We start from the raw sequence: 13,567 nt of genomic DNA, 5'->3' as shown, positions 1-13,567 counted from the left end.
GGAGGGTGGCGTGGCGGCCCGTACGGGTACCCGCAGCACCGCCAAGAAGAAGACGCCGCGTAAGCCGACGGCCCCGTCGCAGCGGCGCCCGGCCGCTTCGGCGGCGCCCGTGCCGCCGAGCCAGGAGGTCCGGGAAGAGGCCGAGGCCCGGCTCGCGGACCTGCGGGACCGGGCGGCCGACACTCTCGACCTCGCCCGGGAGCAGGCCGCCGAGGAGGCGGCCCGGCTGACGGGCGACGCCGAGAAGGCCGCCCGGGCCGTCCGGGCGTCGGCGGCCGCCGACGCCCGGCGGGTCCTGGTCGAGGTGGCCGAGGAGGCTGGGCAGCGGCTGTACCGGGCCCGGTCCGCAGCCGACGGCATCCTCGCCAACGCCGAGCGCGAGGCCGCCGAGACCACGACGGCGGCAGCACAGACAGCCGAGGCCCGGCTCGCGGACGCCCGCGACCGGGCGGCCGACATGGCGCAGCGGGCGGCTGACACTCTCGACCTCGCCAGGCAACGGGCCTCCGACGAGACGGAGCAACTGCTTGCCGCCGCCGAGGAGTCGGCCGACACCATCCGCCGGTCGGCGGCCGCCGATGCCCGGCGGGTCCTGGTCGAGGTGGCCGAGGAGGCCGGACAGCGGCTGCGCCGGGCCCGGCTCGGGGCGGACCGCGTCCGCGCCTCCGCCGACCAGGACGCCACCGAATGCCTCGCCGCCGCCGGTGCCGAGGCCGCCGAGATCACGGCGGCCGCGGAACGGGCAGCCAAGGAGATCACGGCGGCTGCCGAGGAGTCGGCCCGCCTGCTGCTCGCTGAGACGGAGCAGCAGGCGGTCGAGCTCGCGGCACTTCGCCGGGCCTCTGCCGAGGCCGCCTACCGCACCGCCCTGGCGGACGCGGCGCGGATCCTCGGGGAGGCGCAGGAGCAGGCGAACGAGACGGCGGCCGCGCACGCGGCGGTTGCCGCCGAGACTGACCTCGCCCGCCGCACCGCGTTGCTGGAGCTGAACGAGGAGCTCGCCGAACGGCGCACGGCCATCCAGGCCGAAATCGAGTCGGCCCGCGCCGAGGCGGAGGCGGAGCTCCGCAGGTTCGCTGAGAGCCACGAGCTGCACCGCGAGAAGCAGCGCGCGGCGCTGGCCGCCGAGCTGGCGGAGATGCGGCGCAACGCCGAGAGCGAGGCCCGCAAGAAGGCGGCGGCGATCGTGGCCGGCGCCGAGCAGGAGAAGGCCGCGGTGATGAAGGACGCGGTCGAGGCCACCGCCCGCGCCGAGAAGCTCCAGCGCAGTGCCGAGGCCAAGCTGGCCCAGGCCCGTAAGGCGGCGGCAAAGAAGAAGTCGTGGGCCAAGCGCAAGCAGTCCTGGTCCCGGCAGTTCTGGGACCTGATGGTCTGGCTGGCACTTTTCGCCGCGATCGGGCTCGCCGCCACCGGCGAGTACCACCTCGCGCTGATGGTCGGATTCGGCCCGTGGTCGCCGCTGCTGCCGGTGTGCATCGACATCTACTGCGTTGTTGCCTTCAAGCGGGAGAAGGACGTGTACCCGGCGCTGCTGCTGATGCTCGGCGCGAACATCACGTACCACCTCGCCGTGCCGGAGGCCGACGGGAAGACCTTCCTGATCATCGCCGTCGTGACCATGTTCGTCGCGGTCGTCTGGCGCGTCCACAAGCTCATGGACAGTCACGCCGCCGACGACGAGAAGGACGCCGAGGGCGAGGAGGAGGCCGACACCGCGAGCGGTAAGGACACCGGTAACCCGGCCCCCACCGGTACCGGTAAGTCGGGCGGTACCGGTAGCGGTAGCCCGACCGGTAATCCCGGTTCTACCGGTACCGGTAATCCGGGCGGTACCGGTAGCGGTAACCCGACCGGTAAACCGCGCGCTACCGGTACCGGTAGGTCGGGCGGTAGCTACGGCTCTACCGGTGGCGGTAAGCGCACCGGTAAGGGCGGTAAGTCGGGCGCCCCGAGCGCCGAGCAGCGGGAAGCGGTACGGGCCCGCGCCACCGAGATTCTGCGGGCGGGCGGAACCCCCTCGCCTACCGCTCTCGCCGACGAGTTCGGCGGCCTGGATCCCGAGTGGGTCCGCAACCAGATCCGCGCCGTCCGTACCTGACGGGCGGCGAGCACGACCGCGGGCGGGCTTACCGGGCCCGCCCGCCCTCTTCCCCTGATCCCGCGCACACCGTGAGAGGACCCCATGAACGACGACGACCGTTGGACCCCTGAGCACCTGCGAACACCTGGCAACCGGAAGATCCACCTGGACCATCGCCGGGTGCAGCTCCAGCCGCTCGCCGACGACCTGCGCCGGATCGCGCGGGAGATGGCGGCCATGCTGCAAGAGGAGGGCCGCATCGAGGGCGACCTCCCCGGTCAGCCCTGGCTGCGCGCTAATCACGTGGTCAAGCCGCTGAATGACGCGGCCGACAGCCTTGAGAAGGTCCTGCCGGCCCTGGTCGCCTTCAACCGCCGCTTCGAGCGTTCCTACGAGGAACTGCCGGAGAAGCGGGAGGCCAAGCGCCTGAAGAAGGAGCTGGCCAAGCGGCAGAAGCGGCAGGCCATCGCGCCCGCCGGGAGCGGTGAGGGCGCCGTCCCCGCCCAGAAGGCCGGGTTTGACGACGTTTTCGACGAGCTGAGGAAGGGGGCCTGAACCCGTGGCCGTGCAGTCGAAGGCCGAACGGCGGGCGCTCAACCAGCGGGCCCATTTCGAGAAGCAGCAGACCGCGCGGGCCGCGCGCGGCCCGCGCGGTCTCGCCGAGTCGTGGATGGAGCGGGCCCGGGCGGTCGCCGCCGCCAGAGAAGCGGCGGACCGGGCAGCGGGACGAGACCCGGCGACGGTGTGGGATGACCTGTCCCGCACGCTCGCCAACTGGGTCGACCGCTACAGCCAGTGACCATCACCCGGACGTCCGGGTCAATCAATCAACCGTTCAAACCCGGAGGTGACCGCCTCGCGCACGCATAATGCGTGCGCGCGGACACGCGTGCGCGCGGACGCGCGCGCGCGTACGCGAGGCGGTCACCATCTGTCAACCCCCTTTGGAGGGTTCATGAGTGACGACGAGGAGCGCGGAGGGACACTTCTGCCGTTCCGGCCCCCGGCGGGAGGACCCCCGCCGCCCCCTCCCCCACCCCCGCCCGGGCCCCCGCCGGGGCCGCCGCCCCCGCCGCTCCCGCCGGCGCCCCCCGCCGTGCCGGTGCCCGACGAGGCCCCGGAGGAGCCCCCGCCCACCCTGGTCCTGCCGACCCTGCACGTTCCTCCCCCGGCGGTTCCGCCGCCGCCGGTCCCGGCCTTACCGGAGCCGAGCACGTCCGGGGCCCCGGCCGCACTGCGGTCGGAGGGCTTGGACGAGCCCGGCGCGGCGGGCGGCCGGGGCCGGGACGGTCTGGGCGGTGTGATGGTGGCCGCGATCGGTATCGCGGTCGCCGCGCTGCGCGGGATGACGCAGTGGATGGAGGACCGCCGCCAGAAGTTCCAGGACCAGGCCCCGGTCCGTCTGGCCGCCGCGGCGGCGAAGGCCGAGCGGATCAAGAACCGCGCCGAGCACGACGCCGCCCTGGCGGCCATCGGCCACGACGCGGAGAAGGCCCGCGCGAAGAGCCGCGTGCAGTCGCCCACCGAGTACGGCCGGGACGCCACCAAGAACAAGGGGGGCGGCAAGGGCGGTTCGAAGGGCGGCTCGAAGGGGACGTTCGGCGAGGCGGGCGGCGGCCCCGGGGGCGGCCGCGGCCCGAAACCCGGCCCGGACGGCAAGAACCGCCCGGGCGGCAAGGGCGGCAAGGAGCTGGCCGCCCACGGGTCGACCGGGACAGGGCGCAAGAACGGCCCCGGCGCCAAGGACAAAGGCGGCAAGGGCAGCTCGAAGGGGCCGGACGGCCCGGGGGGCAAGAACAAGAGTGACTCCGGACCGGGCGGCAAGAGCCCGAAGTCCCCGAAGGCGGGGAAGTCGCCGAGCACCAGCGCGTCGAGCCCGGCCCTGGAGCGGGCCCGTGGCCGCCAGGAGCGGGCCGCGGACAAGCGGCGGGCGAAGGACCAGCGGAAGGCGGACCGTGCGGCGGCCCGGCTGGAGGACTGGGGCAAGGACCGGGACCGCAAGCACGGCTCGGACGATGCCCACCAGGCCGCGAAGGACCGCATCCGCACCGCACGCCTGGAGGCCAAGGCCGCCCGGAAGGACGCCGCCCGCGAGGCCCGCCGCCAGGAACGGGACGCCGCGAAGAAGGACCGCAAGGAGCGGCGGAAGGCAAAGCGGGAGGCCGAGGACCGTACGACACTCGGGCAGGCGATCGGCCAGTCGCTCACCGAGGAGGCGGAGCGGCGGCTGAAGGAGAGGCGAGAGGCCCTCGACCCGCCCGTGCTCAGCAGGCGCAAGAAGGACGCCACGGCCGAGGAGACAGCCGAGCCCGAGTCCGGGCCGAAGGTTGACCTGAAGAAGAAGCCCCGGGCGCCGAAGGGGTCTTCGACGGCTCCGCCGAAGGCCACGTCGCCGAAGCCGCCCCCGCCTGGGGCCGAGGAGGCGGTACCCGGGTCCGAGGCCCCGGGTAAGGAGAGCGGCGGGCCGACGGGGTCCGGGCCCGGTTCGCGCTCCCGCCGCACCCGCGAGGAGCGGCCGCCGCCCCGGCACGAACCGCGGCCGGACGGGGAGTGGCTGCGGCCGCCGCCCGGGATGCGGGCGGAGTACAAGGTCTGGTTTTCCCGGCCCGACCGGGAGGCCCAGGAGCGGGCCAGGGCCGAGGCGAAACGGGCGGAAGTGCTGCGGCGCCGGGCCCGGATCGCCAACGTCTTCAACCCCCGAGAAGCCCTCCCGCCCGGTTCCGCCACCGGGCCGGAGGCGTCGCCGGCCTCTCCGGCTCCCGACACACCGACACCACCGAGCAGCAGCCCGCCCGCACCGAAGAACGAGAAGAGAAGGGAGGCGATCCCGATGCCAGGAGGACCGCCTGCACGACCCGTCCCGCCAGTACACGACACCCAGTTCGACGACTCCGACCTGACGGTCTATGACGTCATCGACGCGGACCAGGACATGGCGGAGGAGATCCTGGCGGGCGCCGAGCACGCCCTGAAAGTCGCCCAGAAATGCCAGAACCTCCAGTCCTCGTTGGAGGGTCTGCGTGCCTCCCTGATCGCCAAGAGCGTGCCGGGGGTGCTGGTCGGCTGGTGCACCCGGCTGATCGACCGGGCCGGGGTCGTGGAGGACAAGGCCCTCGCCGTCGCGAAGGGCCTGCCCCGTGCCTCGGAAGCCATCGCCCACGCCGGGGCTGTCGCGGCCGAGCACGACAAGCCCGCCGCGGACCTCGTGCGCGACATGGGCCACGCCGCGCCCGCCGACGCCTCGTACCACAAGGAGTAGCCATGGGAATGGACCTCGCCCGCGTGGGCAGCAAGGTCGTCGAGCTGGTGGTCGACGGCGTCACCTACACCGTCGCCACGGCGAAGTTGGGGCTGGCGAGCATGGCGATGCTCGCTCTCAGCGAGGCCGTGCGCGGCGCCTACGACTACGTCGAGGGCTGTGCGAAACAGGTGGACACCCTGGCCGACACCGCGTCAGCGATGTGGGTCTCGGGTGACGTCGTCAACGCGCACCGCGACGCCGCCGGCGTGATGCGTGGCGTGCTCGCCGACGCCAAGGCCCTGGCGGTCGAGGCGGAGGAGATGGCAGGCGACTTCAGGGCCGCGAAGGAGGGCCACGAGGCCGACTACGGACCGGTGGCCGAGCTCATGGCGGGCAAGGACACCGACCGGCAGTACTACTGCAACCGCTGACCCCACCAACCGCGGGGCGGCCGGGCCATCAGGCTCCGGCCGCCCCGCCCCGTTTCCGGAGGCAACATCATGCTCGCTCGCGTGCGTGCGGCGGTCAGCCGTGCCACCGCCGGCCGTGCCGCAACCGTCGCCGGGTCCGCAGTCCTCACCGCGGGCCTGGCCGCCGACTCCGTCACCGTCCCCGGCGTTCTCGCCGCGGTGACGACCGCCGGGGTCGGCCTGGTCACCAACATCAAGATCCTGCGGGCCCCACGCTCCGCGCGGGACACGGCCATCGGCGTCTACGTCGCCCCGCACACGGGCGCCTGCGTCCTCCTGGCCGTCGAGTGGCTGGCCCCCGACACCGGGGTGTCCCTGCTCGTGCAGGCGGGCGTCGTGGCCCTGTGGACCGGAGCCACCTGGTACCTGCGCCCCGGCCAACTGGCCCGCCAACTCGTCGACGAGGCGGCGGCCCAGGAGCTCGCCGCAGCCGCCGAGGCCGCCCTGGAAGAGACAGAGGAGGCCGAACCCCCGGTCGTCTACGCCTCCCCGGAGGCCCAGTGGTGGGGCGAGAACATCGCCGTCGAGGACGGCGCCGCGCCCGGCACGGTGCTCCTGGAGTACCGGCAGGTGACCGGGCAGTGCCACGCGTTCATCATCGGGTCGGCCAAGCGCGGGAAGGCACCAAAGATCAGCGCCGAGGACCTGTCCGCGTACCTGGACCTGCCGGAGGACCGGATCGAGATCGGGCCCGTGCCCGGCCGCGGCGCCGGGATCCGGCTCGTGGTCCTGGGCGTGCGTCCGCAGCTCCCCGAGCAGGCCGTCGCCGTCGACGACGACGACGCTCTGTGGGCGGAGATCGCCACCACCGCGATGCCCGGCGTCGAGCTCGTCGAGGCCGCCACCTACCCCGTGCACAAGGAGCTGACCTGATGGCAGAGGTACGGGAGTACCTGCTGAAGACCCCGCCCGGCGGGGTGAAGAGCTACAACCACCCGGCGCTCTGCGACCTGCTGAAGGTCGAGGACTACAGCCGCGTCATCTTCGAGCAGGGGGCCGGACGGCAGGCGATCGTGCGGATCTACCCCTCCAACCCGCTGATGGACATGCGGCAGATCGACCTGACCGACCTGGTCATGGACGCGCGGGGCCGCATCAGGCTCGGCTCCTACTTTGACGGGTCGCCGCTGCGCTTCCGGCTGTTCGACCCGAAGACGGGCAACGCGCAGAGGGGCGCGGTTTTCGGGACCACGGGCGCGGGCAAGTCGAGATTGGCGCAGGCAATCCTGATCGCCTGCAAGCTCTCCGGCATCGTCGTCCACCTCGCCGACCTCAAGCACGGCCAGTCGGTCCCCGAGGCCGTCGGACAGGTCGCCACCCGGGTCACCACCCCGTACGAGACGATCCTGATGCTGCGCGGCCTGGTCGCCGAGGCCGAGCGCCGCATGAAGTCGTACGCGGCGATGGGCCGGTCCGGGTTCGTGAAGGACAACCCGGACCCGCTGGTCTACGGCATCGTCGACGAAGCCAACAGGTTGCTGGAGAAAGACGCCCCTTTCCGGGACGAGGGCGCCTACCTCATCAAGGAACTCGGGCGGACCGGCCGGAGCGTGGGTGTCGGCATCATCATCCTCGCCCAGGCCGGACACCTCAACGAGCTCGGCGGATCGGACACCCTGCGCGGCATGCTCAAGGAGGGCGAAGTCATCCTGCTGCGCTGGTCGTCCGCGATGATGCAGCAACTCGTCTCCGACGGCCTCCTCCCCCAGGGAGAAGCGCTCCAGCCCATCCCGAAGATCGTCGGCCAGGTGCGCCGGATCCTCCGGTACGGGGAGACGCCGCCCGACGACGAGGACGACGTCAACAGCCAGGGGATGCTCTACCACCTGACGTCCCGCCGCCCGACCAGCATGGCCCGCACCTTCATCGTCGGCAGCGTCGAGCCGTGCACCGGCTACGACCCGGTGGTCCTCGACCTGTACGGCGACCAGCCGCCGCCGGGCACCGCGATCGACCTGGAGGCGTACATGACCGCCCAGGAGCGCAAAGCGGCCAGCGGCAAGGGCGGGGAACCCGCCGATACATCGGCGATCGAGGCTCCCGAGCCCGAGCCGGAGGCGGCGACGATGACGATCGCCCAGCGGATCCTCGCGGTGCTGCCGCCCGACGGCATGACCGTGGCGGAACTCCAGGAGGCCCTGGACGCCGACGGCGGCCGCACGGTCCGGCGCGGCACCATCAACACCACCATCAGCGGCATGCGCGAGCGCGGGCAGATCGCCCGCCCAGACGGCACCGGCCGCGTCATTCCCATGGAGAGCTAATGATCATCGGTCGACACACCGACGCTCAGGGCCGCTCCACCGGTGAGCGCATCGCTGCTCTGAAAAGGAGCGGGCGCCCCGTCACGGACGACGAGCAGGCCGCGGCGACACGACTCCTCAACGTTCTGCTCGATGCCGCCGCCGACCACGGCGTGACCCTGGAGGGGTTCGACTGGGTCACGGATCTGCCGGGCGCCTGCCTGGACGTCACCCGCCGCTGACCAGAACGGAACCCCGCCCCCACAGGCCCGGAGCCACCCCCCGGCTCCGGGCCTGCCCCATGCCCACGCACAGCCCCCGCAGGAGAACCCCGACATGCACGAGCCGACCACCACCCCCCAGCAGCCGCTCAGCGAGACACAGGCCGCCGACGAGGCCGCCCGCATCATCGCCGAGGGCTTCTACAGCACCACCGGCCTTACGGCCACCAGCTACAAGGACAGCACCCCGCTGCCGACCACGGGAGACGCCATGCCCGTCGCTCAGCCCGGCCGCCCCCCGATGAGCCAGAGGGCCACCGATGTCTCGACCGTCATGCTCGCCGTGGGCGCGGCGTCCCTGATGACCGGCGGCGGGGTGTCCCTGGTGCTGTGGCGGCTTGCGGACGTCGACCCTCTCGTCCTGGCCGTGGCCGGCGGCGCCCCGGTCGCCCTTCTGATGGCCCTGTCCCGGGTCATCGGCCGGGCCCGCAGCGCCATCGAGGCCGCCCCGGCCACGCACCACCACCACTACCAGGGTCCGGTCCGGCAGGAGACGACCACGGTCTCCAGCACGACCCGCGGCCTGATCGCCCGCACCCGCAACGACACCCGCTGAAAGGACCCCATCATGCCGTTCCCGCCCTACGTCCTCGCCCCGACGCATCTCGACAACGGCCTCCATGGCTGGCAGCTCAACCGGGGACGCCGGTTCCTCCGCTGCCACGAAACCTTCGTCCCGGGGGACTTTGACCGCGACGTCGAGGCCGCGATGGACTGGGCCGAGCGGATCATCGGCACCCGGCAGGACTGGCGGCACACCCGCCAGGGCGGCCCGGACCGGTGGATCGCCACCGAGAACCTCCGCACGACGACAGGCAGCGACGTGCTGCGCTCCCTGGAGCCCTGCACACTCGTAGTCGCCGTCGGCCCCGCCGGCGCGGGCAAGAGCACCTTCGCGGCCCAGGCCGGGATCGTCACCGTGGTCTGCCTCGACTCCCTGCGCGAGCAGATCGGGGGCTGCGCCGGCGACCAGTCCCTCACCCCCGCCGCCGTCGAGCGGTAGAACGCCCTGCTGGACGAGCACCTGAGCGAGGGGCACGCCGTCTTCGTCGACTCTACGAACGTGGAGACGCACGTCCGCGCCGATCTGGTCGCACAGGCCCGCCGCCACGCCCGCTGGATCGTCGCCCTGCGCTTCCTCCCCCACATCGACACCTGCCGGGCCCGCAACGCCGACCGGCCCGCCAACCGGCGCGTGCCCGACGACGTCCTCGCCTGGCAGCACGCCCTCGCGCTCGCGGCCACCCCCAAGGCCCTGCTCGCCGAGGGCTTCACCGCCGCGCACGACATCGTCACGCCCCTCTGACCAGCCCTGACAGCAAACAGGAGAAGACCTTGACCACAACCGAGACCTTCGAGGCCATCCGCTACACCGCCGACGTGATCGCCGTGACGCCGGACGGCCGTGTCCTGCTGATCGAGCGGCGCTGGGACCCCTACGAGGGCCACTGGGCTTTGCCGGGGGGCCATGTCGACATCGGGGAGACGAGCCGCGCGGCTGCTGCCCGCGAACTCGCCGAGGAGACCGGCGTCCACGTGGATCCCGAGGACCTGCGGCAGATCGGCGTGTGGGACGCGCCCGGCCGCGACCCGCGCGGCCGGTACGTCACCGTCGCCTACCTCGCGCTCGTCCGGGCTGGCACAAAGGCCGTCGCGGACGACGACGCCCGAGCCGCCCGCTGGTGGCCGATCACCGATCTGCCGGAGCGGCTGGCGTTCGACCACGCCGCCATCCTCAACAGCCTCTGACCGAAGGGAACCTGAGTATGAGCACCCACGTCATCGTCAGCCACGGCTCCGACTTCTTCGGCGTCGATACCATCCCCGTTCGCGATCTGCGCCACCTCGGCGAGCACGTGCGCGGCGTCCTGCCCGCCACCGACTACCCACCGCTGACCCGACTCCTGGACACCGCCGGAGACAGCGAGCAGATCCTCGACACCGACCAGGCCGCCCGGCTCGCCGCCCTGCTGCACCGGGCGGCCGCCCACCGGCGGTTGCGGAAGCCGTACAGCGGACTCGCCTCCCTCCTGGGCATCGCGGCCGCCAACGCCGCCGCCGCCTCCGCCCCCTGGACCTGGACCCCGACCACCGAAGGAAACAACTGATGACCACCGGACCCGACCCCGTCGACGCCCGCCTGGACACCGCCAACACCACCGTCCTCGCCGAGATCAGCAGGAGCGACGCCAAGAGCGGCGTGCTCCTTACTTCGTTCAGCCTGCCGCTGGCCGCGCTGGTTGCCGCGGTGCCCGGACACGCCTTACCGCCCGTGGCCGCCGTCCTTGTCGGGGCTGGCACCGTCGGCCTGGTCACCGCGATGCTCGTCGTCCTCCTGGTCGTCCGCCCCCGACTGACCGGCGCCACTCGCGGTTCCTTCCTCTACTGGTCGCTGTGCACGCCCGAGACCCTGGTCGAGGACCTGAAGAACCCCGGTGACCGCGCCACCCACGTCATCCACCTCTCGCAGATCGCCCGCCGCAAATATCGGGGACTGCGCCTGGCCGGGGACATCACCGGCGCCTCGCTCGTCACCCTCGCCGCCGCCCTGCTCACCTCCCTGATCTGACCGGAGAGCACCCTGCGCGGCGCGGACGGCCAGGAACACACCCACTGCTCCGGCTGGAACCCCCGGCGCGACCGCTTCCGTGCCGACCAGAACCGTTAGGCCTAACCCAACCAGGAAGGACACGCTCATCATGAACACCGTCGCCATCGCTGGCACCGCCCTGACCGCCCCGACTGCCCGCCACCTTGCCCGGCCCGAGACCTGGTACGGCCCCAGCGGCACGAAGGTCACCGGCGACGCCGTCGCCGCCCACCTCCAGGCCGCCGCCAACCTCATGACCCGTGAGAACTGGGATCCCCAGCTCTACGCTTCCGGCAGCGGCCGCAGCCTCTACTACGCCCTGGTCCACACCGCCGACGACGGCCTGGGCGACGGTGACACTCACCGCGTCGCCGAGTCCGTCCTGGGCGCCGTTCTCGAATCCGCGACCGGCGCCCCGTTCGTCGACTACGAAGCGTGGAACCGCCACGCCACCCGCACCCTCGACGACGTCCTGCGCGCCTGCCGGGCCGCCGCCGCCGTGGCCCGCGAGTACGGCCCCGGCCCCCTCGTCGACCACCCGCAGGTCGAACCCGCTTCCCGATCTGGCGTCTCCCAAACCGCCGAGATCGTTTGACCCTTGGTCCGCGGAGAGCTCGACAACCCCTTCCGCAGCTGCCGCTGACCACCCCGGTCGACCCGTTCACGGCCGTCTTCACCGTGGCGTGCGTTGTTCACCTCGCCCTCGACGTCCCAGGTTCGATGGGGAAGCCGCACCCGCAGCCGACGACGGTCCTTCCCACTCCACTGGGGCGTCCGTGGACTGTGTGCGGCATCTGAGTTGAACAATATGAAGCGGGCCCCGTCCGAGGACGGGGCCCGCTTTTTTGCGTTCGGGTGACCTGTGCCGCCGATGTCGCCCGGCTTCGCCTTCTGGTTTCCCCTGGTGTCTTCGCCCCTGGCGGCGACCCCGCCTTCGAGCCTGACGTGGCCACGCTTTGTGACGTACCGAAGGGGGCGTGGCAGCATCATGCGGAAGGTAGCCACCGCATGAGGAGAGAAGCCCGTCGTGATCATCGCCAACATCAGCCCGCGAAGTATGGGCAAGACAACCGACACCGGCATGATGGGGCATGCATTCCATAAGGCTGGGTACCCCGTCCAGCTGTGGGACGCGGACGAGTCCGAGCACCTCAAGCAGTGGTCCGAGATCGCCGAGTTCCCCTTCCCCGTACATCGCAACGCCTCCGCCAAGTTCGCCGAGGAATGCACACCGCTCGGGGAGGGCGGCATCGACATCGTTGACGTCGGCCACACCGAGAACCACCCGCACATCGCCGACAGCGTGCTCAAGGTGGCCGACCTGGTCATCGTCCACATGGAACCCTCCATGGCCGACTACCAGCGCGTCCACCAGCCACGCACCTCGACCCCGGTCAAGACGATGGTCGGCCGCTCCTCGTTCGACAGGCCCTCACGCACCGCGCCCCCGATGTGGGTTCTCCTCAACCGCGTACGCCCCAACGTCCGCAGTGAGGGCGAGATCCGGGACCTGCTCCTGGAGGCCGACTACAACGTACTCACGGTCAAGATCCCCGTCCTCGACGAGATCAAGCAGGCCACGGGCTTCCCCGTCGTGAACGCGGACAGGGGGCCGTTCGGGGAGCTGGTCACCGAGCTGCAAACGCGAGGGCTGGTCAAGGATGCCTAGCAGCAGACGACGCGATTTTCGAGCAGCGGCCAACAAGGGCAACAACCAGCCCCCCAGCGACAACGCCCCCTCCACGTCGGAGGCCGTCGTCGTACACGAAGGGCCCACTGATCCTTCACAGGTGCGGGCCCAGCCCTTCACCATGGAGCACTGGGGGCTGACCCTCCCGGACGTCGACGCGACGCCGGAGACCGCACACGGCCCGCTCGACGAACAGGAGCAGCGCCTCCTGGCCGAGGCCCACCGAGCCGTCGACAACGCCCGCACGGCCAGTTGGATGCTCGGCTTCGCCCTGGAAGCGGTACGGCGACGCCGCCTGTACCGCGGCGACGGCACCCGGACCTGGGAGCAGTACCTGGATGCGGAGCACGACGGTCTCTCGACCAGCGAGGCTGACCGCCTCCAGAAGACCTGGCGTCTCGCCCGGACCGTGCAGAAGGCCCTGGGCCGGCCGATGCCGGGTAGTCACCTGCGCAAGCTGAAGCCGTACGCGGACAGCACCAGCGACGAGGAGGCCGCGCGCGCCTATGTCGAGCTGTACCGGGCCCACCAGGAAGGGGAAGTGCGGCTCGTAGCCAGCCAGGTCGAGCAGCGAGTAAGGGACGCGATAGCTGCGGCGAAAGGGGTATCCGATCCAGGCGGGCGCACTCGGGCGGTCAGCGCCGCCTGGGTGGCCGCACCCGAGACGCCTATGCCTGCACAGAGGGTCGAGCTGGAGAGCGGCCAAGGCAGCGATCTCAACCGGAGTTCGGATCCCGTTGACGCTGCACTGCGACTGCTGGACGCGGCGCGGCAGGCGGTGGAGGACGCGACAGAGGACAAGAAGGCGCGCGGGGCGCGCAGCAGTGAGGGAGCTCAGCGCCAGCAGGCTGCCATTCGCCGCATCGGTCGCATCCTCGCCAAGGTGAAGGTGGAGAGCGATCACGACACCATCGACGGGGAAGTCATCGTGGACGTCGAGGTCGTGGAGGGCTGAGGCCCCAAGTTGAGCGG

At 71.9% G+C, this 13,567-nt stretch carries 17 protein-coding genes; all 17 read left to right on the top strand.

From position 1 onward, the window contains the following. The first annotated feature begins 10 nt into the window (after positions 1 to 10). The 17 genes from ACWCXX_RS24750 to ACWCXX_RS24670 all read left to right on the top strand — a co-directional run bounded on the left by ACWCXX_RS24750 (position 11) and on the right by ACWCXX_RS24670 (position 13,550). Positions 11 to 2,098, top strand: coding sequence for a hypothetical protein (locus tag ACWCXX_RS24750; RefSeq protein ID WP_451130721.1), 2,088 nt, complete (start codon positions 11 to 13; stop codon positions 2,096 to 2,098). Positions 2,099 to 2,182: 84 nt separating this feature from the next. Beyond that, positions 2,183 to 2,635: a hypothetical protein gene (locus tag ACWCXX_RS24745; protein WP_451130719.1), complete on the top strand. Its 453-nt coding sequence runs from the start codon at positions 2,183 to 2,185 to the stop codon at positions 2,633 to 2,635. Between the two features lie 4 nt (positions 2,636 to 2,639). Continuing rightward, positions 2,640 to 2,879: a hypothetical protein gene (locus ACWCXX_RS24740; protein WP_451130717.1), complete on the top strand. Its 240-nt coding sequence runs from the start codon at positions 2,640 to 2,642 to the stop codon at positions 2,877 to 2,879. A 450-nt stretch (positions 2,880 to 3,329) separates the two neighbouring features. Then, entirely contained in the window at positions 3,330 to 5,339 is a 2,010-nt protein-coding gene (locus tag ACWCXX_RS24735) for a hypothetical protein (protein ID WP_451130715.1), read from the top strand. Positions 5,340 to 5,341: 2 nt separating this feature from the next. Then, on the top strand, positions 5,342 to 5,752 hold the full coding sequence (locus ACWCXX_RS24730) for a hypothetical protein (RefSeq protein WP_451130713.1): 411 nt from the start codon (positions 5,342 to 5,344) through the stop codon (positions 5,750 to 5,752). A 69-nt stretch (positions 5,753 to 5,821) separates the two neighbouring features. Beyond that, complete coding sequence (locus tag ACWCXX_RS24725; RefSeq protein WP_451130711.1) at positions 5,822 to 6,664, top strand: hypothetical protein; 843 nt, start codon at positions 5,822 to 5,824, stop codon at positions 6,662 to 6,664. Further along, positions 6,664 to 8,055 carry a DNA/RNA helicase domain-containing protein gene (locus ACWCXX_RS24720; protein ID WP_451130709.1) on the top strand — a complete coding sequence of 464 codons (1,392 nt, stop codon included), beginning with the start codon at positions 6,664 to 6,666 and terminating at the stop codon, positions 8,053 to 8,055. Before ACWCXX_RS24725 ends, ACWCXX_RS24720 begins: the two co-directional genes overlap by 1 nt. Beyond that, entirely contained in the window at positions 8,055 to 8,276 is a 222-nt protein-coding gene (locus ACWCXX_RS24715; RefSeq protein ID WP_451130707.1) for a hypothetical protein, read from the top strand. Before ACWCXX_RS24720 ends, ACWCXX_RS24715 begins: the two co-directional genes overlap by 1 nt. Before the next feature lie 94 nt (positions 8,277 to 8,370). Further along, entirely contained in the window at positions 8,371 to 8,871 is a 501-nt protein-coding gene (locus tag ACWCXX_RS24710) for a hypothetical protein (protein WP_451130705.1), read from the top strand. A 12-nt stretch (positions 8,872 to 8,883) separates the two neighbouring features. Next, positions 8,884 to 9,318 (top strand): hypothetical protein, encoded by a 435-nt coding sequence (locus ACWCXX_RS24705; RefSeq protein ID WP_451130703.1) that lies wholly within the window; start codon positions 8,884 to 8,886, stop codon positions 9,316 to 9,318. A gap of 6 nt (positions 9,319 to 9,324) precedes the next feature. Beyond that, a complete protein-coding gene (locus ACWCXX_RS24700; RefSeq protein ID WP_451130831.1) occupies positions 9,325 to 9,621 on the top strand; it encodes an AAA family ATPase in 297 nt (98 codons plus the stop codon). Between the two features lie 29 nt (positions 9,622 to 9,650). Continuing rightward, positions 9,651 to 10,064, top strand: coding sequence for an NUDIX domain-containing protein (locus tag ACWCXX_RS24695; protein ID WP_451130701.1), 414 nt, complete (start codon positions 9,651 to 9,653; stop codon positions 10,062 to 10,064). A gap of 17 nt (positions 10,065 to 10,081) precedes the next feature. Beyond that, the gene (locus ACWCXX_RS24690) at positions 10,082 to 10,423 is read left to right on the top strand and encodes a DUF7739 domain-containing protein (protein WP_451130699.1); all 342 of its coding nucleotides are present in this window, start codon (positions 10,082 to 10,084) and stop codon (positions 10,421 to 10,423) included. Beyond that, positions 10,423 to 10,884 (top strand): Pycsar system effector family protein, encoded by a 462-nt coding sequence (locus ACWCXX_RS24685; protein ID WP_451130697.1) that lies wholly within the window; start codon positions 10,423 to 10,425, stop codon positions 10,882 to 10,884. Before ACWCXX_RS24690 ends, ACWCXX_RS24685 begins: the two co-directional genes overlap by 1 nt. A gap of 130 nt (positions 10,885 to 11,014) precedes the next feature. Beyond that, positions 11,015 to 11,500: a DUF6197 family protein gene (locus ACWCXX_RS24680; RefSeq protein WP_451130695.1), complete on the top strand. Its 486-nt coding sequence runs from the start codon at positions 11,015 to 11,017 to the stop codon at positions 11,498 to 11,500. 432 nt (positions 11,501 to 11,932) lie between these two features. Then, positions 11,933 to 12,574 (top strand): ParA family protein, encoded by a 642-nt coding sequence (locus tag ACWCXX_RS24675; protein ID WP_451130693.1) that lies wholly within the window; start codon positions 11,933 to 11,935, stop codon positions 12,572 to 12,574. Further along, complete coding sequence (locus ACWCXX_RS24670; protein WP_451130691.1) at positions 12,567 to 13,550, top strand: hypothetical protein; 984 nt, start codon at positions 12,567 to 12,569, stop codon at positions 13,548 to 13,550. Before ACWCXX_RS24675 ends, ACWCXX_RS24670 begins: the two co-directional genes overlap by 8 nt. The last annotated feature ends 17 nt before the right edge of the window (positions 13,551 to 13,567 follow it).

It is taken from the genome of Streptomyces sp. NPDC001732 (genome assembly GCF_053596315.1).
The sequence above is the reverse complement of the archived record's forward strand: the minus strand, read 5'-3'. Positions and strand labels throughout refer to the sequence as shown.

Bases quoted from the DNA above. Each gene is read 5' to 3' on its own strand.
- ACWCXX_RS24725 (WP_451130711.1), top strand. From the start codon at position 5,822: ATGCTCGCTCGCGTGCGTGCGGCGGTCAGCCGTGCCACCGCCGGCCGT.
- ACWCXX_RS24730 (WP_451130713.1), top strand. From the start codon at position 5,342: ATGGGAATGGACCTCGCCCGCGTGGGCAGCAAGGTCGTCGAGCTGGTG.
- ACWCXX_RS24690 (WP_451130699.1), top strand. From the start codon at position 10,082: ATGAGCACCCACGTCATCGTCAGCCACGGCTCCGACTTCTTCGGCGTC.
- ACWCXX_RS24720 (WP_451130709.1), top strand. From the start codon at position 6,664: ATGGCAGAGGTACGGGAGTACCTGCTGAAGACCCCGCCCGGCGGGGTG.
- ACWCXX_RS24705 (WP_451130703.1), top strand. From the start codon at position 8,884: ATGCCGTTCCCGCCCTACGTCCTCGCCCCGACGCATCTCGACAACGGC.
- ACWCXX_RS24745 (WP_451130719.1), top strand. From the start codon at position 2,183: ATGAACGACGACGACCGTTGGACCCCTGAGCACCTGCGAACACCTGGC.
- ACWCXX_RS24715 (WP_451130707.1), top strand. From the start codon at position 8,055: ATGATCATCGGTCGACACACCGACGCTCAGGGCCGCTCCACCGGTGAG.
- ACWCXX_RS24680 (WP_451130695.1), top strand. From the start codon at position 11,015: ATGAACACCGTCGCCATCGCTGGCACCGCCCTGACCGCCCCGACTGCC.
- ACWCXX_RS24670 (WP_451130691.1), top strand. From the start codon at position 12,567: ATGCCTAGCAGCAGACGACGCGATTTTCGAGCAGCGGCCAACAAGGGC.
- ACWCXX_RS24685 (WP_451130697.1), top strand. From the start codon at position 10,423: ATGACCACCGGACCCGACCCCGTCGACGCCCGCCTGGACACCGCCAAC.
- ACWCXX_RS24710 (WP_451130705.1), top strand. From the start codon at position 8,371: ATGCACGAGCCGACCACCACCCCCCAGCAGCCGCTCAGCGAGACACAG.